The sequence below is a fragment of the Formosa agariphila KMM 3901 genome, assembly GCF_000723205.1.
Taxonomy (GTDB): domain Bacteria; phylum Bacteroidota; class Bacteroidia; order Flavobacteriales; family Flavobacteriaceae; genus Formosa; species Formosa agariphila.
The window spans coordinates 1495267-1521040 of the sequence record NZ_HG315671.1 but is presented as its reverse complement, the minus strand read 5'-3'; the positions used below and the strand labels follow the sequence as shown (position 1 = coordinate 1521040).

The window sequence follows — 25774 nt, the reverse complement described above, 5'->3', positions numbered from 1 at the left end:
TTTTTTACAACTCAATAAAGTTACGAAAAACAGAATTAATAAACATGACATATATCATTGTATCAACAACTTTTAAGTTGGACTTTTACAGAGTAAAACTGAAAAACAGAAATTAATTTAATTTTTAATTTCTATAGAATCTCTTAATAATGTTTAATCTTAAACTCGATTTTTATAAATCGAACAACACTGTATACCCTAATAATGTGGTAAAATGGGCTACATTATTTTTGTTTGAAATTTTATTTTTTCCATCGCTTATTTACAGTCAAACTAAAGATGCTGAAACAGCTAAAGCAAACAAGGAACGCTTTGAATATACATTATTTAAAAATCCAAAGATTAAGATGAAAGTTGGTGGCTACATACAACCTTGGATTCAATACGCACAGTGGAATCCTGGAAGCACCAACGAAGCTGGTGAAGTTAAAACTAGCGATGTAGGAATGTCTGTAAGACGTTTAAGATTAGGTACGGCATTTACTTTTGGAAAAAAAGTAAAATTAAATTTTGGTCTCGGAGAAAATAATTTTAATGCAAAGGGTAAGACTTTTCCATTTTTAAAAATTCTAGATTTATACGCAACCTACAATATATCGAAACCATTTGCAGTAGCGTTTGGGAAATCGACTTACGATGGATTGTCTCGTTATACAGCCACATCGACATCGACAATGATGCAAACCGATTTGCCGTTAATTGCACTTCCGAATTTAAATTACACAGACGACTTAACTCGTGAATTAAGTTTAGTGTTTTTAGGTGATATTGGTAAACTAAACTACCGCATGGTATTTATACATCCGTTTAGTTTTTCTTATACAGGAGCACATCCAGCAGAACCTAAACCAGGTGCTTCTCAATTTACAGATGAATTTAATAACCTACAATACGCGACCTACATAAAATACGATTTTCTTGAAAAAGAAAATAACCGCGGACCAAATTTTAGAGGAACTTATTTGGGAGCTAAAAAAATATTGTCCCTAGGTGTAGGAGCAAAATATCAGCATGATGCGTTGTATTCTATTGAAAATACCTCAACAAACTATCACGATATGAATTTATGGTCGGCAGACCTCTATTGGGACCATCCTGTAACCTCAGCATTTGTGGCAGCAACAAGTGCTTACATAGGGTATTTTAATTATGATTTTGGGCCAAATTATTTAAGAAATATAGGTGTAAATAATCCTGCTTATGGCATGGATAACGGTTATGATAATTTAAATGGTAGTGGAAATTATTTTCCATTTATGGGATCTGGTGAAAGTGTATATGCACATTTTGGTGTGCTTTTTAATAAAATGGGAACCCAAACCAACTGGGGTCAATTGGAACCTTATGCCGTAATACAAACAAGTAATTTTGATGCTTTAAAAGAAAATATGGTTATTGGAAATTTAGGTGTAAGCTGGTATTTAAAAGATCATTACTCTAAAATAAGTTTAGATGTTCAAAATCGTCCTATTTTCTCGAACACAACTTATAAAGAAACAGATAGAAAATACATGTGCATTTTGCAATATCAATATATTTTACATTAAACAAGATGAAATAGATTTTTTCAGTTTTCAATTTCTGTCTTGTATTTAAGAAAGTGGCTTTGATAAATCAAAGCCACTTTTATTTTATAACTTTTAGTTTAAATTTCTTGATTGAAAATATGTATTTAAATAAATAAATTATGTGAAGGTGATAGTTGTTCTCGACTTCGCTTACTCACACTGGATATAAAGGCTCTTTACTAAACCTAATTCCGAAGAAATGTTAGAAGGTTAACCATTGAAATTCAATCAGCATACTATTAAGAATAAGGTATTCGAGCGGAGTCGAGAATCCATCAAAAAGTATCTCTACATCTATAACCCTTATAAAAATTAAATCATATTTATACTAAACAAAAAAAGAGCTTACGATTATCGTAAGCTCTTTGATATTAAAAGTGAAAAATGATTTACTAAAGCAATTAGTACATCAATTTCATTTTTAGATTTTGCTCTGTTTTAACTTCACCAGAGTTATCAATAGTATTGTTTACAGACACTTGTCCTTTTTCTCCCCAAAGCACTATAATGTAAGAAACCGCATTGTCTTTAAACGTATTTCCATTAAAATCGATGTTTACGATTCCACGAGTTTGTAATAATATTTTACTTTCCTCTTTAGATCCACTGTTTTTAAATGTATTGTTTCTTAGTACTAAAGTACCACCAATACTAGACTCGTCGTAACCACCTCTATAGTAGTTTAGGACGTTTTGGTCTACATTATCGAAAGTTGAATTTTCAATCGTTACAAATTCTGCACTGTAATCTCCTTTATCGTCATCTTCTCCTGCTAATAGAATACCGTTTGTACAATCTTTAATAGTTGAATTTGAAACGACAAGAGAATCGGCTAAAGATCCTTTATACGTTCTTAAAACACTAGAGAATTTAGATACTTCACTGTTGTTAATTTTCAACTTATAAACAGTCGACATGTTTTTCTCTAAGGTTGCGAATGCATCTTGAGTTTTAGATCCTTCGATAGCGACATTATCTAAATTTAAGTTTCCTTTAGGTAACATTTGGAATAACGCTGTATTTGCAGCACCACTATATACAATCTTAACTTTTTTCTTTCCAGCAGATTTAATTGTAATGTCTTTGTCTATTTTCATAGTTTCAGACACTTTAAATGTTCCTGATTTTAATTCTAAAACATCTCCAGAATTAGCCTCTTTTACTGCTTTAGCTAGCGCTTCTGCAGATGTTACTTTAATAGTTTTAGACTTTGCTTTCTTACCGCTACGGTCTAACCATTTTGGTCCGTATTGTGATTTATTGATTTCAACTTTACCTTTATCATCAAAAGGGAATGTTACTGCACCTATAGCACTATTATCTGTTCTGTCGTTTCCTACAAGATCTTTAGATATTTGTTCGAAATCGAATCCGTTATATACATCAGAAAATGATTTTGAAGGCGTATAAAACCAATCAGTTACTTTGTTTACTGTAAAATCTTCTTGTGTTAAACCGCCATTAGTATCAATACCACTTACATCATTAGTATTTAAAATGTTATTGTAAAAACTTACACCATCAACCTCATCGTAAGCAAAAATTGGCTTAGTCTCATTTACATCGTGATTATAAATTAAGTTGTTTGCAACAATAGTACGCGTTGGTCTTGCAGAACGTAATTCGGTTGCAGGAAGTACATCACTTTTATCAGAATTGTTTCCTACACTAAATTGTAAAGGTGAGATACAATCGATAAATGAGTTATAAGCAATGACAACATCTGTAACTTGGTTGTAACGGTTTAAAGGTGATTTAGGTATTCCGTTCATCACTGCAATGGCACTTCTAAAATCGCTACCAATAATTTTGTAGAAATAGTTATTTGTTACCCAGTGTCCTGTATTTACAACACGAACACCACCAATTGCTGTAGAGTTTTCATTTCCGATAAATACATTTCCATCTACTTTTGCATAGTTTCCGTGACGTAACACTAAAGAACCTTCACTTTCAAAAAAGATGTTATTTGTAAATTCGTTAAAGTTAGATTTACTAGAAATTATCTCTACTTCACCATTACATCTTTCAAATAGATTATTTGACACCTGAGTGTATGAAGGCGTCATAGACGTATAACTATCTCCTAACTGTATAGTTTCTCCGTGAGGTCCTCCAGCTCTTGGTCTTTCACCAAAATAGTTATTTATAATTTTATGGTGATTATTAATGTTTTCGTTACCGTTTAAGTATATTCTTAATGTTGGTCCAGGGTTAGATTTACCAGCAATGTAACAATTACTTAATTCGTTATGTCTTCCGTAGAATTGAACCCAGTTATCTTTCTCTTCACGATCTGGTTGAGTAAATCCTTCGATAACACAGTTAGTAATTTTACTGTGGTTTGCTACACTTTCGTTATCGGTTCTAAAATCGATAATGGTGCTTTTAGGTGTAAACCCATTTCTGAAGTATAATCCAGAAACTTCTAAATATTCTCCAGATAATCTAAGTCTAGATTGTCCTTCAATAAATACTTTACCTGGTGTTTCGGCTTCCAAAACAATAGGCTGGGCTTCTGTACCTACTCCTTTAAATTTAATAATAATGTCTGTCCATACACCGTTAGCCATTACTAAATGGTCTCCTGGTTTTGCAGCTTTAATGGCTTGGTCTAATTCTTTCGCATTGTTTACAATTGTCTTTCCTGCTTGTGCGTTAGCATGAACTGTAAATAAAACTGAAAGAATTAAAATTGAAATCGTACTTTTAATTTTGTTCATTTGTTTTTAGATTAAATTGGTTAACCAATTTGGTGAACCAAAAGTACGAATTTAAACACTCCTATTCAAAAGGAAACTATGAAAATTATCTTAATAATGACTGTTTAAGCTTAAAAACAAATAAAATTACAGACGAATTGCGTATTAGATCTTAAATTAAATATATAGACTGGAGAACTTACGTAATGTAGACGTGTAAATTAAAATATAGATTGTTTAGATTCTGTAGTAAAAGCTTCTAGAAATTTCATGCCTTTATAAGAATTCCCTTTTTTATTCAGTTTAGGACTCCACACAGCAATAGCGTAACGATCGGGATGTACCGCAACGATACCGCCACCAACTCCACTTTTTCCTGGCAAACCCACTCTAAAAGCAAATTCTCCAGATTCGTCGTAAAATCCACAGGTTTGCATGAGTGCATTTATACGTTTAGATTGCTGTTCTGTTAATATAGGATGTTGGTCAGAAATTCTGCAACCGTTGTTGGCTAGAAATAAAAATAATTGAGACAGTTCCATACAGTTCATTTCTAAAGAACATAGATTAAAATAAAAATCTAACACATCTTCAGGTTCATTTTTAATATTTCCTAAAGATTTAATATAGTTACATAACGCGATATTTCTATACCCAACTTTCTTTTCTGAGGCAGCAATCTTACTTGAATAGTCTATTTCTGGCTGATTGGCAATATCTCTTACAAATGCTAAAAATTCTTCTTTAGGATGTTCCAGTTCACTCAATAAGATATCAGATATAACTAATGCTCCAGCATTAATAAACGGATTTCTAGGGATACCATTTTCAGCTTCCAACTGCACAAGTGAATTAAACGCATTTCCTGAAGGCTCTACATCGACACGTTCCCATATTTTTTTACCTAAAATTTTATAAGCCATAATTAAAGACAATACTTTGGCAATACTTTGAATTGAGAATTTATCGTAACAGTTACCCACTCCAAAATTAGAATGATCCATAGTAGAAATGTGCACACCAAAATTTTTAGAGTCAATCCGCGCTAATTCTGGAATATAGGAAGCGAGTTCTCCTTTATCTTCTATATCCTTAACGTCTTTATAAATATTCTGAACTACCGCTTTAAAATTCACCTCTTCTTGTATTAAATGCATACCGCTTATTATGATCCATAATCTTTTGCTAATGTAAGAAATAGAATCGGGAAAGGGAATCTGCTATCTTTTTACTTTTTGTTCACATTACAAAAGGCCCTTCGTTAAAAATTTAAAATATGATATTCAATCTTACTGCTAGTTTTTTAAAAAACGCTGTATACTCATTCTACCAATTACAATCTAATTACTCCCATCGGCACTAAGATTTACACAACATATAAAAAGACAAACTGGAACTTATTAATTATACATTACTTTTATTCAAAATTGTCCACACTACCATGATTAATGCAATTCTTATTGATTATGAATTTAATGCTCTTACAAACCTAAAATGGGAAATTGAACTTTTTTGTCCCGAGGTTAACATCTGTGACATGTTCTCTAATCCTTTAGAATCAATTTCTGCCATAAACAAATTAAAGCCAGACTGTGTCTTTTTAGATATAGAAACGCCTAAAGAAGAATTACTTCCTTTTTTAAACCAACTTAATTTTAAAGGTTTCGATTTAGTTATTACCACGACTTATACGCATTACGCGTCTAATATTTTTAATAAAAACTCGTTAGAACATATATTAAAACCAATAGATAGTGATGAGTTTATAAAAGTAATTGGTAAAATAAAAAAGCATAAAAACGATAAAAATTTAGGTCACACATTACAACAAACCATCATACACTTGTTACAACAAAAGTAAAGGTAACTCAGTCTTTACATACTCTTTGTAATCTACTAATTGAATAAACTAAAACGGTTATCACACTATTTTTTAAAATTGTCAATAAGTTATGATAAGTTAATTATTAAAACTTGTTTATAGTAGATAAATTTGCATCCAATTATTAATGGTTATTAAGTTTAACAACTTGATATTAAAAGGGAATTCGGTGAAAATCCGGAACTGTCCCGCAGCTGTATGCTCAACAAACGAAACCCAATAATGGTCACTGTTTAATAGAATGGGAAGGCCGGGTTAACAGAGTAAGTCAGAAGACCTGCCATTTAACATTAATTCAATGTGCTTTCGGGGATTGAAGCAAGAATTAGAAGATTACTATGGTCATTTATGTCTAGTTATCATATCTACTTCTATCTTCTTTTCCAAAATTATTACAGCACCGAATAAATTTAGGATTAACAACTCATGGTTTAAAATCTGAAGAATAAGTTTCATGCCTGTATCTAAAGCTATTTTAGAGTTCAAGACATTGGTTATTTAAGATTATTAAATCTACTTAATATGGTAAACATGGAAATAATTCAAATTATTAAAAGAAATTTTAAGTCAAAACCTTTTGACCTTCAGAAAATTACAGCTGCCGTTACAAAAGCAATGCAAGCCGTTAACCATGGTACAAGTGATGATGCCGAATTAATAGCAAAAAATGTATATGCCGAGCTTTTAGAGCGTCGCGATCAAGACAAAGATTACGTACCTACTGTAGAAGAAGTACAAGATATTGTCGAGAAAAAACTAATGCATAGTGAGTTTGTAGATGTTGCCAAAGCGTATATCATTTATAGAAACAACCAAACGCAAAGTAGAAAAAGTAATATTTTCGAAAAACGTATCAATTTAAAACCTTACGAGTACCCTCAACTATACGAATATGTACCAGCTATTCGTCATTCCTACTGGATTCATACCGAATTTAATTTCACAAGTGACATCCAAGATTTTAAATCGGCTTTAACACCTGTAGAACAAAGTGCTATTAAAAACACCATGCTTGCTATATCTCAAATAGAAGTGGCTGTTAAAACGTTTTGGGGTGATATTTATCACCGTATGCCTAAGCCAGAAATAGGATCTGTAGGTGCTACATTTGCAGAAAGTGAAGTAAGACATCACGATGCCTATTCTCACTTATTAGAAATTTTAGGATTAAATAGTGAGTTCGAAAAATTAAAGAAGAAGCCTGCAATAATGAAGCGTGTCCAGTATTTAGAGACGGCTTTAAAAAATGCAAAAAGCGAAAATAACGAAGAGTATGCAGAATCTGTATTATTATTCTCTTTGTTTATAGAACATGTGTCTTTATTCTCTCAGTTCCTTATCATAATGGCTTTTAACAAGCATAAAAACATGCTTAAAGGAATTTCGAATGTTGTAGAAGCAACCTCTAAAGAAGAACAAATTCATGGCGATTTTGGTATCGACCTTATCAATATCATTAAAGACGAACACCCAGAATGGTTTAACGATACGTATAAGATTATGATTCAGCAACTATGTGAAGAAGCGTATAGTTCTGAAAGTAAAATTATAGATTGGATTTTCGAAAAAGGTGAATTAGATTTTATTCCGAAAGCGGTAATAAACGAATTCATTAAAAATCGATTTAATAACTCTTTAGAGAGTATTGGAATTAATAAAATATTTGAAATTGATCAGAAATTATTAGCTCAAACGGAATGGTTTGATGACGAAATAATTGGAACAAAACATGGAGACTTCTTTGTTAAACGTTCAATAAATTACAGTAAAAGAGCCCAAAGTATAACTAGCGACGACTTATTTTAAAAAATGGAAAACAACACTTACAATCAAGACCCTGTTACAACAACATCAGAAAAAAATAATGCTCAAAATTTAGTCGATGCTAGGCACGCGGCATTACACACTAAAAACGGTACCATAGAAAATGATTCCTTTGGGTGGTTAAACGAAAATAGCCGTAAATTTTTAGAATCGGGATACCTTACAGAAGGTGTAAATCCAGAAGAGCGTATTAGAGAAATTGCAGATTGCGCGCAAGACATTTTAAAAATGCCTGGCTTTAGCGATAAATTTTACAACTATATGTCTCAAGGTTTTTATTCGCTAGCCTCTCCTGTTTGGTCTAATTTCGGACAAAAACGTGGCTTACCGATTAGCTGTTTTGGTTCGCATATAGACGACGATATGGGAAACATCTTGTTTACCCAATCTGAAATTGGAATGATGTCTAAACTTGGTGGTGGAACATCTGGATACTTTGGTAAAATCCGTCACAGAGGAGCCGAAGTAAAGAATAACGGAACAGCATCAGGAGCTGTGCATATTATGCGTCTTTTCGAATCTATGGTCGATGTTGTAAGTCAAGGTTCTGTACGTCGTGGTCGTTTCTCTCCGTACTTACCAATAGACCATAAAGATATTATGGAGTTTTTAGAAATTGGGTCTGAAGGAAATGCTATCCAAGAGTTAACGCACGGGGTTACGGTAACCAATGCGTGGATGCAGTCTATGATTGATGGTGATGTTGAAAAACGTACAGTTTGGGCGAAAGTATTACAAAGTAGAGGTGAAATGGGTTACCCATATATCTTCTTTACAGATAATGCTAATGAAGGTTCTGTAGATGTGTACAAAGACAAAAATCATCCGATTTACGCGAGTAATTTATGTACAGAAATCATGTTGCCGTCAGACGAAAACTGGTCGTTTGTTTGTGTACTTTCTAGTATAAATTTACTTAATTACGACAAGTGGAAAGATACAGACGCCGTAGAAACTATGGTGTACTTTTTAGATGCTGTAATTTCAGAATTTTTAGAAAAATTAGAATCTTATAGAGATTCCGACAGCCGTGAAGACCGCCAAACGTTCTTATTTATGGAGCGCGCTTATAACTTCGCTAAAGAAAACAGAGCTTTAGGTTTAGGGGTTTTAGGATGGCATTCGTTATTACAATCTAAATCGTTGTCTTTTGACAGTCAAGAAGCGTTTAACTTAAATAGTGAGATATTTAAAACCATAAAAGAGCGTTCTTATAAAGCTTCAGAAGAACTTGCTACAGCATTAGGAGAACCAGACCTTCTTAAAGGATACGGACGTAGAAATGCGACTCTAAATGCGATTGCACCAACTACATCTTCAGCATTTATTTTAGGACAAGTATCTCAAGGTATAGAACCAATTTGGTCTAACATTTATGTAAAGGATATTGCTAAAATTAAAACCACTATTAAAAATCCATACTTGGTTAATCTTCTAGAAGAAAAAGGTATGAATACTCCTGAAGTTTGGAACGACATTAGAAGTAGAGATGGTTCTGTACAGCACTTAGATTTCTTATCAGACCATGAAAAGGCGGTATTTAAAACCTATTCGGAAATAGACCAAATGGATATTATTTACCAAGCAGCGAACAGACAAAACCATATCGACCAAGGACAATCTTTAAACATTATTGTACATCCAGATATGCCAACAAAAGACATTAATAAAATACATATTAATGCTTGGAAATTAGGATTAAAATCATTGTATTATCAACATAGTATGAATGCGGCGCAGAAATTCAAACAAAAGAAAGATTGTGCAAGTTGCGAAGCGTAATTTAACTTAGTTTATAGAAACAAATACGACATAAAAACACCCTTAGACTAATATAACGTCTGAGGGTGTTTTATTTATATAGACTTACTTATTCCATTACAATAACTAAGTCGTCGGAATTAACCATAATTCCTGGTTTTATAATAACCTTTTTTACTACAGCATCTGTAGCTGCCGTCATTGTGGTTTCCATTTTCATCGCTTCAATAATAAACAAGGGTTGATTTTTAATGACTTTATCACCCGCTTTCACTAATATAGTAGATAACATACCTTGTAATGGGGCGCCTATCTGTTTGCTATCGGATTTATCTACTTTTACATGTTCAATTTTATCCACCTTAATAGAATCATCTTTTATCTGTACCGTTCTCCCCTGCCCGTTCACTTTAAAGTATACCGTAACGAGGCCTTCATAATTAGGTTTTCCTATAGATTCTAATGTAATTAACAGCGTCTTTCCCTTATCTAATTCTACAATAATTTCCTCTCCCAAATCCATACCATAAAAGAAATTTTTAGTCGGTAAATTCATCAGGTTATCATATTTTAAATGCTTATTAAATGCATCTGTAAATACCTTTGGATAGAGTTGATACGATAAGAAATCTGTATAATTTATTTTTCTACTTAACTCTTGCTCGAAAGTCTTTTTAAACGCTTTATATTCTTCTTCTAAATCTAATGGTGGTATATGAGCATTGGGACGGTCTGTATATGGCACTTGATCTTTTAAAATAATTTGTTGAATCTTTTTAGGAAAACCACCAACGGGTTGACCGAGATCCCCTTTAAAAAAATCGACTACAGATTGAGGAAAAGATATATTTTCTCCTTTTTCTAAAACATCCTGAATAGTTAAATTATTACTTACTAGATATTGTGCCATATCACCCACGACTTTAGAACTTGGAGTAACTTTAACTATATCTCCAAAAAGGGTATTCACTTCCCCGTACATTTTAGTGATTTCATGAAAACGACTTTCCAATCCTAAGGCTTGAGCTTGCGGTTTTAAATTAGAATATTGTCCACCTGGAATTTCATGTTTAAACACATCGCCCGAGCCCGACTTTAATCCCGACTCGAACGGATAATAATAAGTTCTAACAGTTTCCCAATAGTTAGAATATTCGTTTAAAGAATCGATATTAATTGGACTTGCACGATCTTGATATTTTAACATCTCTACAACCGAATTAAAATTAGGCTGCGACGTTAAGCCAGACAAACCACCTAAAGCCACATCTACCACATCTACACCCGCTTCAATCGCTTTTAAATACGTCGCAGATTGAATAGACGATGTATCATGTGTATGTAAATGAATAGGAATATTAATCTCCGATTTTAAAGCCGAAATTAACTCGTAAGCCGCATAAGGTTTTAATAAACCAGCCATGTCTTTTACACCTAAAATATGAGCGCCGGCTCCTTCAATTTCTTTAGCTAGATTAATATAATAGTTCAGGTTGTATTTTGTGTTTTCTGGATTTAAAATATCGTTAGTATAACAAATAGAACCTTCTGCTAATCCGCCAGTTCTAGTGCGTACATGTTCTATACATGGTGCTAAGGATTTCATCCAATTCAACGAATCAAAAATTCTAAATACATCTACGCCATTTTCCCAAGACTGTTCTACAAATTCACCTATTAAATTATCTGAATAGGCTTTATAGCCTACACCGTTTGAACCTCGAATAAGCATTTGTAACAGGACATTAGGCATGGCTTTACGCAACAATTGCAATCTTTCCCAAGGGTTTTCCTGAAGGAAACGTAAGCACACATCAAAAGTGGCACCACCCCAAACTTCCATACTAAAAATTTCAGGATGGTTCTTAGCATAACCTTCCGCTACTTTTAGCATATCAAATGTTCGCATACGTGTAGCCAACAGACTTTGGTGTGCATCTCGCATGGTAGTATCTGTAAAATGTACCTGTTTTTCGTTTTTTAACCATTCCGAAAATTTATCTGGACCTAACTTGGTTAAAAGATCTTTTGTACCTTCTGGATATGCTGCATTAGAATCGAATTTCGGCACTTTAGGTTTTATAAATGTTTTACCTAATTCTACTTTTTTAACATCGGCATTTCCATTAACTACAACATCGCCTAAGTACGTAATTAACTTTGTGGCTCTATTTTTAGGTGCTTTAAATACAAATAAATCAGAGTTTGCTTTAATGAAATTTACCGTTACCTTTCCTTGCCTAAAGGTTTCATGTTTTAAAATATTATCAAGAAAAGGCATGTTGGTTTTAACACCACGAATTCTAAACTCGGCTAAAGCACGACGAATTTTACGACTTGCACCGTCTAATGTTCTTCCATGTGCCGTTACTTTAACCAGCATAGAATCGAAGAAAGGCGATATTACAGCACCCTGATAAATACTTCCTGCATCTAAGCGAATTCCAAACCCAGCGGCGCTCCGGTAGGCAGACACCGTTCCATAATCGGGTTTGAAATCGTTTTTAGGGTCTTCTGTTGTAATTCGGCACTGTAACGCATAGCCACTTATTTTTATGGCATCTTGACTCGGGATTTTAATTTGCTCGTCAGATAGTTTATAACCACCAGCTATAAAAAGCTGTGCCTTTATTAAATCTATATTTGTTACAACTTCGGTAACCGTATGTTCTACTTGAACTCTTGGGTTAACTTCTATAAAATAGATTTCGTCATTTTCAACTAAAAATTCAACCGTACCAATATTATTATAATTTACGGCTTTACATATTTTAAGTGCATAATTGTAAAGTGCCTGTTTTGTTTCTTCACTCAAATCAAAAGAAGGTGCAAACTCGATTACTTTTTGATAACGCCGTTGTACCGAGCAATCGCGTTCAAACAAATGCACCATATTACCATGGTTATCGGCTACAATTTGAATTTCTATATGTTTCGGATTCTCTACATATTTTTCTAGAAACACCGTATCATCACCAAAGGCATTTAAGGCTTCCCGTTTACTTTCGTTAAAAGCACTTTTTAATTCATCGGCTTTTCTTATCACTCGCATTCCTCGTCCGCCACCACCAGAAGCCGCTTTTAGCATTATGGGATACCCAATAATTTCGGCTTCAGATAAGGCTATATCTATATCGGTTAATGGTTTACTATTACTTCGTATTATAGGAATATTGTTTTCTACGGCGACCGTTTTTGCCATAATTTTATCGCCCAACGATTGCAATACCGAAACTTTTGGTCCGATAAAAATAATACCATTGTCTTCGCAAGCTTTAGCGAAATTGGCGTTTTCTGATAAAAAGCCATAGCCCGGATGAATAGCATCTGCACCATTTTCAATAGCCACCTTTATAATACCTTCAATATTTAAATAGGGTTTTAATGGTTCGTTATCTTCGCCTATTTGATACGATTCATCGGCTTTATAACGGTGTAACGAATACCGATCCTCGAAGGTGTATATTCCAATAGTTTTAACGTTAATTTCTGTGCAAGCCCTAAAGATTCTTATGGCTATTTCACCGCGATTGGCGACAAGTACTGTTTTGATTTTCAATTTGTTTGGTTTTTAGTTTGTTATTTTTCACTTAAATTTAGTAACATTTATCTACAATAATTATCTTTTTCAGATTAATTTGTAATATTTAAAAATGAATGCATATTGCACCAAAAAGTAAGTCATGGTTTGCATTTATAATTTAATTAATCGATATACAAATCCTAAAAGAGATAATCCATTTCAATAAAATCAGACAATACAATTATATTCTATTTAGGATTAAACACCTGTCCATAATTTTAGTATTTTAATTTAGAGGTTAAAACCGTATGATAAACATCTAAGTTTTAAGCATTATGAATTTCAAATCGCAATTCGGTATTATAATTAACATTAAAATCGTTTTATATTTTCAATTTATACTAATTTAGAAGTTTGAATCTCTCTATATGAAATCGAAACATACACTAGTATTACTATTACTAATTACGATACTGTCTTGCCAATCTCAATCTCAAAAAATTAACGGCGTAAGTTTTGTAGCTTCTAGAGATACTATTCACGATAGCCATATTAAACCTATAGTGAATTTAAATGCCAATTACGCCGCGATAATGCCTTTCGGATTTATTAGAAATATAAATCATCCTGAGATTAAATATAATAGTGACCGCCAATGGTACGGCGAAACAAAGTCTGGAGCAAAACATTATATACAAGCTCTTCAGAAACAAAATATTCACATTATGCTAAAGCCACAAATTTGGATTAGTCATGGTGCATTTACGGGAAACATATTAATGGAAACCGAAAACAACTGGAGAATTTTAGAAGATTCTTATACCAAATTCATTTTAGAATATGCTAAATTGGCTGAAGACGCTCACGTAGATTTATTTTGTATTGGAACTGAATTAGAACAATTTATTAAACACAGACCAGAATATTGGCAGAATTTAATTTTAAAAATTAAAGACGTGTACTCAGGGAAATTGACGTATGCTGCGAATTGGGATGAATTTAAATACACTCCATTTTGGAGCAATCTAGATTATATTGGTATTGATGCTTATTTTCCTTTAAGTAAAAACCAGACACCAACTTTTGAGGATGCATTAGCTGGTTGGTCTTCTCATAAAAAATTTATTCATGATTATTATAACACTTACAATAAACCTATTTTATTTACAGAATACGGTTACCGAAGTGTAGATTATGCAGGTAAAGAACCTTGGAAAAGTGATAGAAATATGACTCAAGTTAATCTTGAAGCTCAGCTAAACTGTAGCCAAGCATTGTTTGAATCCTTCTGGCATGAAGAGTGGTTTGCTGGTGGATTTGTTTGGAAATGGTTTATTAATCATGATACTTCTGGTGGAGAACAAGATTCTAGATTTACCCCTCAAAACAAACCTGTTGAAAATTTGATTAAAACGTATTATGGTAAGTATGCAGAGTAATGTTCAGTTTGTCTTTAATGTATTCTTAAAAAAATTAAACATTCAAATTTTCTGTACTTACATCTTGAAACATTCTATATTCAACTGCTTTTTGTTCACTATTGTGAATGACTGAAACATCGCCTGTGCTTTCAAAAATTACCGCTTTTACCTCGCTAAAATCATGAACATTGGCTTCTCTTAATTTTGCAATAAGATCGCCTTCACTCACATTACACGATTTCAATTTACTATGAAGTATTTTTCCATTCCACATAATAATTTGTGGTTTGTTTGTAAATAATGTTCTAAAAAAATCGCTTTTTCTTACCAAAAATGCGAACAAGGTTTGAAATCCAATAATGGTTCCTAATGCAATAGCTCCTTTTAGTATAGAGTAATCACTATTTAAGATTATAGATGCTAATACAGATCCAATGGCGACTGTAGACGCGAAATCGAAACTAGACATTTTAGCAAAAGTTCTAAGTCCGAATAAACGTGTTATTAAGATAATAATACTGAATATTCCGAAAATTGATAAAATCAATAAAAAAAATTCTGTGAGTGTCATAATGGATGTATTTATCAATAAAAGTATAACACAACAAGCAGATGTATTAATTCAAAAAATAAAATTTTGACCTCTTTCGCATACTTAAATCATATAGGCTTATAACGTATTTAAGCATGCTAAGTCTTTAATATAATATGAAGTACGAGAATTTATATGAGATAAAAATGTAATCCTTTCGGTTAACCCAACTTGTATAAACACATTACCTTAGAAGAAAGAAATACTACAGAATTCTTTCGTTTATAATAAATCTTGTATTAACACGAATGAATTCATCACTTAAAATATACATATATGAAACCCACAACACTATTAGGATTAGGAAGCGCTTTAATGAAAAGCAGAAAAGCAAAAATTGTATTTGTTGCCTTACAGTTAGGTTATTTAGCATACACCTATATTAAAGACAAACAGGAAGAAGAGCATGAAAAGATTCCGCAATAACAGAAAACGAATTATTATTAAAATAATTACCTGTATGTAAATCACTTAAACGTTTTGTATTAAAAATTCAATACGGTTAATTTTCGTTTGTTTAAGATTAACATATCAATACTACTAATTGTAATTTAGAGTACAATTATTTAAATCATTATGAATTATGGAAAATACAAATGATGAACACGATAACAATCGGAAACAAGAACAAGAATATAGAGCACAAAATGGACCATTAAATTTGGACGATTTACAAAAGAAATGGAATGAAATCCAAAAGGAATACCGGAAAAAGTATCCTTCACTTACATCGGAAGATGTAGATTATCGTTCAGGAGAATTTACTTTAATGACAGAACGTGTAGCAAAACGTACGAATAGAAGTCAGGAAGAGATTCAAAAAGAAATTAAAAACTGGGATTGAAAACACTAATTAATCTCCTTTTATTAATGCTCCACCCCTTATCAGGTGGAGTTTTTATTTTAAAGCGTATAAGGGGAACTTGAGGCGATTATATTTTAAGCCATTTTAGATTTAAAAAAATCGATTTCAGACTGAGTTAATTTAGATTTTGGTATTGAAACCGCAAAAGGTCGTGCTTCATTTAGAGTTAACCAAATCTTATCTTTTTTTATATCAATAGTATTTACCCAATTCCAATTGTGTATTTCGGTGGTGTTAGTAATGTTATGATTCAGTTTAATTTCATCTTCTTTGAATTCTACTAAAGCATCAAAATTAATTAACTTACTAAATCGTTTGGCGCTTAAATACTGTAAAGGCCATAATAAAAGCATAACAGCTGCAAAATATATTAAACCAGATACTACAGGATTCATTTTGTTTATTGGTAATGAAAACCCCATAATAAGTGTAAAGATTAAATACTTCCAAAGTGACTTTTTAAGAAAAAAATATAATTTTGCTCTAAATATCGAGTCAAAATTTGAAACTAACCGTTGTTTAACCATTACCTATGTATTCTATTTTAAAGACTGATTATTTAACATTCTGAAAAATATAAACTTCGGTAGCGCCTACACCGTATTTTTGATAATTAGCATCGTAATACTTTAAATTATCGTAGTGGTTAAATAAGTACTCCAATTCCATTTTAAGCACGCCTTCTCCTACTCCATGTATAAACACTATTTTTTGGATTCTGTTTTTCATAGCAAATTCCAATTTATGCTTCGCCGTATCTAATTGTAAGGATAGCATATCGTAGTTCCCCATATTTCGTGTCGATTTAGTAAGATTGTGGATATGTAAATCGACTTCCATAGTCGGCTCAAAACGCTCTTTAGGTTTTACGCGAACCGATTTTCTAGGTTTATATTCTTCTTTTTCAGAAATGACTTTATGAGAAGGATTATTAAAAAACAAATCTGAGTCTAAAGCTTTTTCTGACTTAATTTTAATAAGCTCATGAGCTTCAAAATTTAAAATAAAACCGTCTGTAGTTTCTACAGAAACAGACTGTCCTTCAATTTTTAAAACAATTCCAGACATGTCTTCATCTAAAACAGAAACAGTATCTCCTTTTTTAAAATTCATGTTATTCGTCTTCAGTGTTAAACTCGTCTTCATTTTGTTTTTTACTCGGTATGGTTTGCGAAATTTTAAATACACCAAAAAGTAAACTACAAATTCCCAAAATTAAAAGATAGGTGTTTTCAGAATCATCTACTTTAGCATACATTGCTACTATAATTCCGAAGACAATGAGTATATAATTTAGGGTTTGGGACATTTTCATGATTTTAGTTTTCATTTTAAAAATTCAAAATTACAATTTTAAATAAAGTACTTTCATATTCTTCTCTATAAAATGCATCCATATAATACTATATTTGTATTCCAAATTTTAAACCTTATGTCTTCTATTGAAGATTACATGCTACCGTGTATAAACAAACAACTTTTTGGTTTCGACTGTCTAGGTTGTGGATTACAGCGCGCCATAGCTTTAATTTTTCAAGGGCATTTTATTGATGCTTTTAAAATGTATCCAGCCGTTTACACACTTATACTCTTAGCAATAGTGCTTGTTTTAAACATATTTATGTCTTTTAAACACCAAGAATCAATAAAAAAATGGCTTTTTATAGTTAATATCGCTATTATTGTAATAAGCTATTTTATAAAATTATCGACCACTAATATTCAATAAATTATATGGAAAGAATTTACTTAAAAACCACAACTGTTTACGTATTATCTGGATTAGGATTGCTATGTTGTTGTCTAGGCGGAATGGGTGTAATTCCTGCAGGAATTGCATTTTACATGGCGCATTCTAAATTAAAAGATGTAGAGTTAGACCCAGAACGTTACGAGAATTTTAAAGGAATGAATGATGCTAAAACAGTAGCTTTAGTTATTCTTATTATAAATGCATTGTATTTATTGTACACCGTGTACACTCTTGCTACTACAGATTGGGATGTAATGATTGAGCAAACTAACGAAATTATGAGACAGAGTGGTTACGATTATTAAGTTAACTTAAACTCAAATGTTAGATATAAAAAAAGCGATTCCTTATTTTAAAGAATCGCTTTTTTAGTGTATTTAAAAAGCTTATTTTTCAAACTGCTTTAATGTCTTAATTATAATTGCTACACAATCTAATAATTGTGCTTCAGTCATTACTAATGGCGGAGCAAAACGAATAATATTTCCGTGTGTAGGTTTTGCTAATAATCCGTTATCGCGAAGTGCTAAACAAATATTCCAAGCCGTATCGCTATCTTCATCTTCATTAATTACAATAGCATTTAACAACCCTTTTCCTCTCACTAAATTTGCAATGGAACTTGTAGCTATATATTTATCTAATTCGCTACGGAATAACTGTCCTAGTGTTTCTGCATTTTCTGCTAACTTTTCGTCTTTAACAACCGTAAGAGCGGCAATAGCAACTGCTGCTGCAATAGGGTTACCTCCAAACGTACTTCCATGGTTTCCTGGTTTAATAACATCCATAACTGCGTTATCTGCAAACACAGCACTTACTGGATACGCACCTCCACTTAATGCTTTACCTAAAATTAATACATCTGGTTTTACATTTTCATGATTTACAGCCAACAATTGTCCTGTTCTAGCTATTCCCGTTTGTACTTCGTCTGCAATAAACAATACATTATATTTTTCGCACAACGCTTTGGCTTGTGTTAAATACCCTTCACTTGGAACATACACACCAGCTTCACCTTGAATAGGTTCCACTAAAAATCCTGCTACATTCGGATTATTTTTTAGAGCGGCTTCTAAATCCTTTAGGTTATCATATTCAATTTTTATAAACCCATCTGTATATGGACCAAAATTTTTACGTGCTACAGGATCATTAGAAAATGATATGATGGTTGTCGTTCGTCCGTGGAAGTTGTTTTCACAAACAATAATTTCAGCATCATTTTCATCAACACCTTTAACTTCGTAGGCCCATTTTCTACATAGTTTTAAGGCTGTTTCTACAGCTTCGGCACCAGTATTCATGGGTAATAATTTATCGAAACCGAAATATTCGCATGCAAATTTTTCGTATTTCCCTAACATATCATTATAAAATGCACGAGATGTTAAAGTTAATTTCTGGGCTTGCTCTATCATTGCGCCCACAATTTTAGGGTGACAGTGTCCTTGGTTTACCGCAGAGTATGCCGATAAGAAATCGTAATACTTTTTTCCTTCAACGTCCCAAACAAAAACGCCTTCGCCTTTTGTTAGCACTACAGGTAACGGATGATAATTGTGTGCACCGTACTGGTTTTCTAAGTCAATTGCTTGCTGAGAAGTTAATTGGTCTAAAACAGCCATTTTAATATATTTTAAATTGATAATTTTCTATTCCTAACTTGTCTCTAACTTAATTATAAAATTTTGAAATGGAGAGAAATCACCCATTAAACTGTTTGCAAATTACTAAATATAAAAAGCGGATTAAAATAATATGTTACATTTTTAAATGCATTCTACTTCTATATTCATTTTAAAAATGCAATTCGTTTCTAAAAAATATGTAAAGACGTGTAAACAAAAGCTAAAAACACCTTATTTTTGTCGCATGTCAAGAAGAAATAGAAAACAAGTTTTTACAAATATAGAAGTCCTTGATGCAGGAGCAAAAGGGAAAACCATCGCAAAATCTCCAGAAGGAGCAGTTATTTTTTTACCAAATGCTGTACCAGGCGATGTGGTAGATATTCAAACCTACAAAAAGCGTAAAGCTTATTACGAAGGGAAAGCTACCGTTTTCCATAAATTGTCTGATAAACGTACTACACCAGAATGCGAACATTTTGGCGTTTGTGGCGGTTGTAAATGGCAGGATATGGATTATAAATGGCAATTGCATTACAAACAAAAAGAAACTGAAAACAACTTACGTCGTTTAGGTCATATCGAATTGCCCGAGGTTACGCCTATTTTAGGATCTGCCGAACAGTATTTTTACAGAAACAAAATGGAATTCTCTTTTAGTGATAGCCGTTGGTTAACTCTTGAAGAAATTCAGTCTGATATAAATTTAGAAGACAAAAACGCATTAGGATTTCATATTCCAGGCATGTGGGATAAGATTTTAGACATCAATAAATGTCATTTACAAGCGGATCCTTCTAATGCTATTAGAAATGCCGTAAAAGCATTTGCTATTGAAAACGATTTGGAATTTTTTAATACAAGAAACCAAACCGGATTACTACGTACTTTAATGATACGTACAGCATCTACAGGAGAATTAATGATTTTAATTCAGTTCTTTAAAGAAGATAAAGAGAAACGTGAATTATTATTAAATTATTTAGCTGAAACATTCCCGGAAATTACCTCTTTATTATACGTGATTAACACCAAGGCAAACGATACCATTTACGACCAAGAGATTGTATGTTTTAGTGGTCGTGATCATATCTTTGAAGAAATGGAAGGTTTAAAATTTAAAATTAATGCAAAATCTTTCTATCAAACAAATTCTGATCAGGCGTACCAGTTATATAAATTAACACGTGAATTTGCTGGATTAACCGGAAACGAATTGGTTTACGATTTATACACAGGAACAGGAACTATTGCTCAATTTGTGGCTAAAAACGCTAAAAAGGTAGTTGGTGTAGAAGCTGTTCCAGATGCAATTTTAGCAGCTAAAGAAAACGCAAAAGCCAATAATATAGACAATGTAGATTTCTATGTGGGCGACATGAAAAATGTGTTTAACACAGCGTTTATAAACACTCATGGGCATCCAGATGTTATTATTACAGATCCACCACGAGATGGAATGCATAAAGACGTGGTACAAATGTTATTAAATGTTTCGCCAGAAAAAATTGTATATGTAAGTTGTAATAGTGCTACACAAGCTAGAGATTTACAATTAATGGATGCTGTTTATAAAGTGACCAAAGTACAAGCTGTAGATATGTTTCCACAAACGCATCACGTAGAGAATATTGTACTTTTAGAAAAAAGATAATCAGTTATGAAATATTCATTTGTCATTATACTTTTAATTGCATTTTGCTTTTTAGGATGTGAAAAAGATGATATTTGTTCTAACGACACGCCCACTACGCCAAGTTTAATTATTAGGTTTTACGATGTTACAAATCCTAATACAGATGTGTTATACAGCGTAACCAACCTTAGAGTACAAGGTGTGGGTAACGACGAGGTGCTTCCTGGATATGATGTTGTTGCAACAGATTCTATTGCCATTCCTTTAAAGACTACCGATACCGTTACACAATACTCGCTTTACGAGGAATATGTTCTAGACGATAATGACACACCAGACGATGATTCTGATGATACTGTAACAGGAAATGAAGATATAATTACAATTAGTTACGATATGGAAGAAATTTATGTCTCTCGTGCTTGTGGCTATAAAACAGTATATAGAAATGTAAGTATCAATTTAGTTGAAGATGACGATAATTGGATCCAACTAATTCGATCAGTAAACGATAACCAATCTGTAGAGGATGAGAATGAAGAACAATTTAAACTATACCATTAAAACCCTTATTGCCATACTTTGCTTTAGTGGTTCGATTCTTGCTCAATCCGAATTAGGAAAACTTGCCACTAAAGATTCTATTGTGGCAGCTCAAGCTCAAGATTCTACTCAAATAAAAGAGAAGTATGGACTACGCGTAGGTGTCGATTTAAGTAAATTGGTACGTACCGCGTTTGAAGAAGATTACGAAGGTTTTGAAGTAGTTGGAGATTATAGGTTAACTAAATTTATTTACCTCGCAGGTGAATTTGGTGCAGAAAACAACACTGAATTCAACGATTTTTATAATGCAACCACCAAAGGAAGTTATTTTAAAGTTGGTGTAGATTATAATGCCTACCGAAATTGGTTAGACATGGAAAATATGATTTACGGCGGATTTAGAATTGGTGCAAGTGCATTCAGTCAAACTTTAAATAGTTATTCTATTTATACCAAAAATCAATATTGGGCACCGCAATTTTCATCCTCAGACATTAAAGATTACAACGGATTAACAGCACTGTGGGCAGAACTAATTATTGGATTTAAGGTTGAAATTCTTAATAATCTATACCTAGGTGCTCATGTAGAAATTAAAGGTTTAATTACACAAAGTGAACCTGATAATTTTGAAAATCTTTATATCCCTGGCTTTAATAAAACCTACGACAGTCTAGGCATAGGAACAGGATATGGGTATTCCATTTCGTATTTAATTCCGTTGTATAAAAAAGATAAATAATTATTATAATCGTTTGGCAATCTATTCAAATTCAGTAGAGTTAACAATAAACTGAATTAAACACATGGGGTATTAAATTTTTATTTAACTTTAATTTTAACTTAATAATTAAAACATTTAACAATCATGAATAACTTAAAAAAAATAGTAATGGTTCTTACTATCGGGCTAATGGCGTTTTCTGCTACTGCTCAAAGCGAGAAAGATCAGGCCATAATTAAAGATGCAGATACTGCAAAAAAAACACTTATTGAAACAAATCCTGATTTGAACAAATTCTTTGATAATGCTGCAGGATATGTTATTTTCCCTAATGTTGGTAAAGCAGCATTTATTGTAGGTGGAGCTTCAGGTAATGGAGTTGTTTACAAAAAAAACGGTGCTAAAATAGGAATGGCAAGTCTTAAAAAGCTTAACGTTGGACTTCAAGCCGGTGGAGAAGCTATAATTGAAGTCATTTTCTTTGAAACAGATAAAGAATTAGAAGAATTCCAGAAAGGAAAATTTAAATTCGATGCAGGTGCGTCAGCAACAGCTATTAAATCTGGAGAATCATTTAATGCTAAATATTCTGAAGGAGTTGCCGTGTTTACACAAACCAAAGGTGGTTTAATGGCAGATATTTCTGTAGGTGGACAAAAATTTAAATATAAAGCGTTTAAATAACCTTTATACTTTTAAAATAAAAAAAAGCAAGTGTGTTACACTTGCTTTTTTGCTTTCTTACTACCTTCATACATCACGTATTTTACTAAACGAGATTCTAATTTGGCATTAAATAATTTTATCTTTCTAGATGGTCTTAATCCAACATGTTTTAAAGCTTCTAAATTAGAGGTAATTAACCAAGCATCTGTTCCTGGGTAATTCTGTTTTAACGTGTCCCCTATACTTTTATAAAAATCTTCCATTTCAATATTTAATCGTTCCCCATAAGGCGGATTAAATAACATATGTAATTTCTCGCTTCCTCCTTTTTGAGTTTTAAAGAAATCTTCGTGCTTAACAGTTACAAATTCATCTAAATGTGCATTTTTTACATTTTCAATGGCTTTAGTTACTGCAGATGGCGATTTATCGTACCCAATAATTTTATGATGGAAATCTCGAGTTTTTCCTAAAAGCGATTCTTCAATTTTCTCAAACAGTTCAACATCCCAATCTTCCCAACGTTCAAATGCAAATTCTTTACGCATTAAGTTTGGCGGAATATTACAAGCAATCATAGCGGCTTCTGCCAAAATAGTTCCAGAACCACACATCGGATCCATAAAATCACTTTGTCCGTCCCAACCAGAAAGCATTATTAAACCAGCTGCCAACACTTCGTTTATAGGCGCAATATTTGTTGCCGTTTTATAGCCACGCTTATGTAAAGAATCCCCAGACGTATCTAACGAAAGTGTACACTTTTCTCTGTCTATATGTACGTTAATTTTTAAGTCAGGAAATTTTAAATCTACGTTAGGTCGTATTCCCGATGTATTTCTAAATTTATCTACAATTGCATCTTTAGTTTTCTGAGCAATATATAATGAATGCGTAAATACCGTAGAGTTTACAGTAGCATCTATAGCTAAAGTACCCGTAGGTTTCATGTAGTTTTCCCATTGCATTTTATAAACATTATCGTAAATATCTTGCTCTGTAACCACACGAAAAGTACGTATAGGTTTTAGAATTTTAATAGCTGTTCTAAGCGATAAATTTGCCTTATACATAAAGCCTTTATCTCCAACAAAACTTACGTTTCTTACACCTATTTCAACTTGTTGCGCACCAAGCTGAGTTAATTCGTTTGCTAATAATTCTTCAAAGCCAAATAAGGTCTTGGCAACCATTTTAAAATTATTCTCCATTATTTACTTTAAATAGATTACAAAAATACAGTATTTTTGCACCCTACATAGTTTAGAAATGATAAAAGATAACACAACCTGGTATGTATCGTGGTTTGATACGCCTTTTTACCACATTTTATATAAAGATAGGGACGACCGTGAAGCACAAATGTTCATGGATAACCTAACACAATATTTAAATATCGACGAAAACAGTCATATTTTAGATTTAGCCTGCGGAAAAGGGAGACACTCGGTCTATCTAAATTCTTTAGGATATCAAGTTACTGGTGCCGATTTATCGGAAAATAGTATTAATCATGCCAAGCAGTTTGAAAATGATACGTTAAAATTCGAGGTTCACGACATGTGTAAACCTTTTCCTGGCACTTTCGATGCGGTCTTTAATTTATTTACCAGCTTTGGCTATTTCGATAAAGATGAGGACAACCTAAATACTATAAAATCTATTAAAAGTGATTTAAATGAATACGGCATAGGTGTTATCGATTTTATGAATTCCGACCATGTTATTGCAAATTTAGTTCCTGAAGACACAAAAGTGGTAGATGGTATTACTTTTAACTTAAAGCGTTATGTTGAAGATGGCCACATTATTAAAGACATATCGTTTACTTTTGAAGGCGAAGATTATAACTTTCAAGAACGCGTAAGGGCCTTTACCCTAAAAGACTTTGAATTGCTTTTTGAAGCTGCAGATGTAAACTTATTAGAAGTTTTTGGAAATTATAAATTACAAAAATTTGATGCAAAAACATCAGATCGTTTAGTTATGCTTATTAAATAATGAATTCGTATTTACTTCCCTTTGTTGCCGTTATTTTAGGTATAGGTTTAGCTTTTTTTAGTAAAAATAGACCGGCCTTAAACACCAAAATATTATTATCGTTTAGTGGTGCCTTTTTATTGGCATTAACCTTATTCGAATTGCTTCCTGAAGTCTATCACCATTTGCCTGCTAGACAAACTGGACTCTTTATTATGATTGGAATTCTATTGCAAATTGTATTAGAATTCTTTTCTAAAGGTGCAGAACATGGCCATGTGCATGTACATAAACACGATACCACTTTTCCTTGGTTATTGTTTATTAGTTTATGTATTCATAGTTTCTTAGAAGGTTTTCCAATTCATCATCACAACGATATGGTGTACGGTGTATTAATTCATAAAATTCCCATTGCAGCTTTAATTACAACGTTTTTAATTCAGTCGCATTATACTAAATTACAAACGTTAGGATTTCTTGGATTATTTGCAATCATGACACCGCTTGGGACTTTTATATCGAATCACGTCTCGTTAGTAGAAGATTACATCCATTTTATAAACGCGATTGTAATCGGAATATTTTTCCATATTTCTACAACCATTTTATTTGAAAGTAGCGAAGGCCACAAATTCAACCTCACCAAACTCATTTCAATTTTTGCGGGAGTTGCCGCAGCTTATGCCATTTAAAT

Annotated in this window: 24 protein-coding genes and 1 riboswitch; of the genes, 15 read left to right on the top strand and 9 right to left on the bottom strand. The window is 32.5% G+C overall.

Annotated elements, in window-relative coordinates:
- The first annotated feature begins 149 nt into the window (after positions 1 to 149).
- Positions 150 to 1547, top strand: coding sequence for a hypothetical protein (locus BN863_RS06435; RefSeq protein WP_038528728.1), 1398 nt, complete (start codon positions 150 to 152; stop codon positions 1545 to 1547).
- 422 nt (positions 1548 to 1969) lie between these two features.
- Here BN863_RS06435 and BN863_RS06430 read toward each other — a convergent pair whose 3' ends face one another.
- Together BN863_RS06430 and BN863_RS06425 are read right to left on the bottom strand one after the other, a co-directional pair.
- Positions 1970 to 4291 carry a chondroitinase-B domain-containing protein gene (locus tag BN863_RS06430; protein WP_038528726.1) on the bottom strand — a complete coding sequence of 774 codons (2322 nt, stop codon included), beginning with the start codon at positions 4289 to 4291 and terminating at the stop codon, positions 1970 to 1972.
- A 200-nt stretch (positions 4292 to 4491) separates the two neighbouring features.
- A complete protein-coding gene (locus tag BN863_RS06425; RefSeq protein ID WP_084817481.1) occupies positions 4492 to 5427 on the bottom strand; it encodes a glutaminase in 936 nt (311 codons plus the stop codon).
- A gap of 284 nt (positions 5428 to 5711) precedes the next feature.
- Between BN863_RS06425 and BN863_RS06420 the strand changes: the two genes are divergently transcribed.
- From BN863_RS06420 to BN863_RS06410, 3 genes are all read left to right on the top strand, one after another.
- Entirely contained in the window at positions 5712 to 6131 is a 420-nt protein-coding gene (locus BN863_RS06420) for a LytR/AlgR family response regulator transcription factor (protein ID WP_051774575.1), read from the top strand.
- A gap of 132 nt (positions 6132 to 6263) precedes the next feature.
- Positions 6264 to 6451: riboswitch (cobalamin riboswitch) on the top strand.
- A 232-nt stretch (positions 6452 to 6683) separates the two neighbouring features.
- On the top strand, positions 6684 to 7958 hold the full coding sequence (locus BN863_RS06415) for a ribonucleotide-diphosphate reductase subunit beta (protein ID WP_038533271.1): 1275 nt from the start codon (positions 6684 to 6686) through the stop codon (positions 7956 to 7958).
- 3 nt (positions 7959 to 7961) lie between these two features.
- A complete protein-coding gene (locus tag BN863_RS06410; protein WP_038528723.1) occupies positions 7962 to 9758 on the top strand; it encodes a ribonucleoside-diphosphate reductase subunit alpha in 1797 nt (598 codons plus the stop codon).
- Between the two features lie 88 nt (positions 9759 to 9846).
- On the opposite strand, the gene BN863_RS06405 is transcribed toward BN863_RS06410, so the two are convergent.
- Positions 9847 to 13296 (bottom strand): pyruvate carboxylase, encoded by a 3450-nt coding sequence (locus BN863_RS06405; RefSeq protein WP_038528720.1) that lies wholly within the window; start codon positions 13294 to 13296, stop codon positions 9847 to 9849.
- A 392-nt stretch (positions 13297 to 13688) separates the two neighbouring features.
- Between BN863_RS06405 and BN863_RS06400 the strand changes: the two genes are divergently transcribed.
- Entirely contained in the window at positions 13689 to 14699 is a 1011-nt protein-coding gene (locus BN863_RS06400) for a glycoside hydrolase family 113 (RefSeq protein ID WP_038528718.1), read from the top strand.
- Positions 14700 to 14733: 34 nt separating this feature from the next.
- Here the strand turns inward: BN863_RS06400 and BN863_RS06395 are convergent, their stop codons facing one another.
- Entirely contained in the window at positions 14734 to 15252 is a 519-nt protein-coding gene (locus tag BN863_RS06395; protein ID WP_038528715.1) for a DUF421 domain-containing protein, read from the bottom strand.
- 297 nt (positions 15253 to 15549) lie between these two features.
- On the opposite strand from BN863_RS06395, the gene BN863_RS18450 reads away from it, so the two are divergent.
- Both BN863_RS18450 and BN863_RS06390 read left to right on the top strand, forming a co-directional pair.
- Positions 15550 to 15699, top strand: a complete 150-nt coding sequence (locus BN863_RS18450) for a hypothetical protein (protein ID WP_158408970.1) — start codon at positions 15550 to 15552, stop codon at positions 15697 to 15699.
- Positions 15700 to 15856: 157 nt separating this feature from the next.
- Positions 15857 to 16117: a hypothetical protein gene (locus BN863_RS06390; RefSeq protein WP_051774573.1), complete on the top strand. Its 261-nt coding sequence runs from the start codon at positions 15857 to 15859 to the stop codon at positions 16115 to 16117.
- Positions 16118 to 16212: 95 nt separating this feature from the next.
- On the opposite strand, the gene BN863_RS06385 is transcribed toward BN863_RS06390, so the two are convergent.
- The 3 genes from BN863_RS06385 to BN863_RS06375 form a co-directional block, all read right to left on the bottom strand.
- On the bottom strand, positions 16213 to 16560 hold the full coding sequence (locus BN863_RS06385) for a hypothetical protein (protein ID WP_148304574.1): 348 nt from the start codon (positions 16558 to 16560) through the stop codon (positions 16213 to 16215).
- A gap of 133 nt (positions 16561 to 16693) precedes the next feature.
- Positions 16694 to 17251: a Smr/MutS family protein gene (locus BN863_RS06380; RefSeq protein WP_038528709.1), complete on the bottom strand. Its 558-nt coding sequence runs from the start codon at positions 17249 to 17251 to the stop codon at positions 16694 to 16696.
- A gap of 1 nt (position 17252) precedes the next feature.
- Positions 17253 to 17468: a hypothetical protein gene (locus tag BN863_RS06375; RefSeq protein ID WP_148304573.1), complete on the bottom strand. Its 216-nt coding sequence runs from the start codon at positions 17466 to 17468 to the stop codon at positions 17253 to 17255.
- A gap of 102 nt (positions 17469 to 17570) precedes the next feature.
- Here BN863_RS06375 and BN863_RS06370 point away from each other — a divergent pair, with 102 nt between their 5' ends.
- Positions 17571 to 17867 carry a DUF2752 domain-containing protein gene (locus BN863_RS06370; RefSeq protein ID WP_038528704.1) on the top strand — a complete coding sequence of 99 codons (297 nt, stop codon included), beginning with the start codon at positions 17571 to 17573 and terminating at the stop codon, positions 17865 to 17867.
- 5 nt (positions 17868 to 17872) lie between these two features.
- Positions 17873 to 18196: a CCC motif membrane protein gene (locus BN863_RS06365; RefSeq protein ID WP_038528701.1), complete on the top strand. Its 324-nt coding sequence runs from the start codon at positions 17873 to 17875 to the stop codon at positions 18194 to 18196.
- 81 nt (positions 18197 to 18277) lie between these two features.
- On the opposite strand, the gene rocD is transcribed toward BN863_RS06365, so the two are convergent.
- Positions 18278 to 19522 (bottom strand): ornithine--oxo-acid transaminase, encoded by a 1245-nt coding sequence (gene rocD, locus BN863_RS06360; RefSeq protein WP_038528698.1) that lies wholly within the window; start codon positions 19520 to 19522, stop codon positions 18278 to 18280.
- A gap of 247 nt (positions 19523 to 19769) precedes the next feature.
- Between rocD and rlmD the strand changes: the two genes are divergently transcribed.
- The 4 genes from rlmD to BN863_RS06340 all read left to right on the top strand — a co-directional run bounded on the left by rlmD (position 19770) and on the right by BN863_RS06340 (position 23115).
- Positions 19770 to 21179, top strand: coding sequence for a 23S rRNA (uracil(1939)-C(5))-methyltransferase RlmD (gene rlmD / locus BN863_RS06355; protein ID WP_038533267.1), 1410 nt, complete (start codon positions 19770 to 19772; stop codon positions 21177 to 21179).
- Positions 21180 to 21185: 6 nt separating this feature from the next.
- Complete coding sequence (locus BN863_RS06350; protein WP_038528695.1) at positions 21186 to 21725, top strand: DUF6452 family protein; 540 nt, start codon at positions 21186 to 21188, stop codon at positions 21723 to 21725.
- Complete coding sequence (locus tag BN863_RS06345; RefSeq protein WP_242404076.1) at positions 21697 to 22449, top strand: DUF6048 family protein; 753 nt, start codon at positions 21697 to 21699, stop codon at positions 22447 to 22449. The genes BN863_RS06350 and BN863_RS06345 overlap by 29 nt, the downstream gene beginning before the upstream one ends.
- Positions 22450 to 22575: 126 nt before the next feature.
- The gene (locus tag BN863_RS06340; protein ID WP_038528689.1) at positions 22576 to 23115 is read left to right on the top strand and encodes a lipid-binding SYLF domain-containing protein; all 540 of its coding nucleotides are present in this window, start codon (positions 22576 to 22578) and stop codon (positions 23113 to 23115) included.
- A 35-nt stretch (positions 23116 to 23150) separates the two neighbouring features.
- Here the strand turns inward: BN863_RS06340 and BN863_RS06335 are convergent, their stop codons facing one another.
- Positions 23151 to 24308: a THUMP domain-containing class I SAM-dependent RNA methyltransferase gene (locus tag BN863_RS06335; RefSeq protein ID WP_038528686.1), complete on the bottom strand. Its 1158-nt coding sequence runs from the start codon at positions 24306 to 24308 to the stop codon at positions 23151 to 23153.
- A gap of 58 nt (positions 24309 to 24366) precedes the next feature.
- Between BN863_RS06335 and BN863_RS06330 the strand changes: the two genes are divergently transcribed.
- Entirely contained in the window at positions 24367 to 25098 is a 732-nt protein-coding gene (locus tag BN863_RS06330; RefSeq protein WP_038528683.1) for a class I SAM-dependent methyltransferase, read from the top strand.
- Positions 25098 to 25772, top strand: coding sequence for a ZIP family metal transporter (locus tag BN863_RS06325; protein ID WP_038528680.1), 675 nt, complete (start codon positions 25098 to 25100; stop codon positions 25770 to 25772). The genes BN863_RS06330 and BN863_RS06325 overlap by 1 nt, the downstream gene beginning before the upstream one ends.
- Positions 25773 to 25774 lie beyond the last annotated feature (2 nt).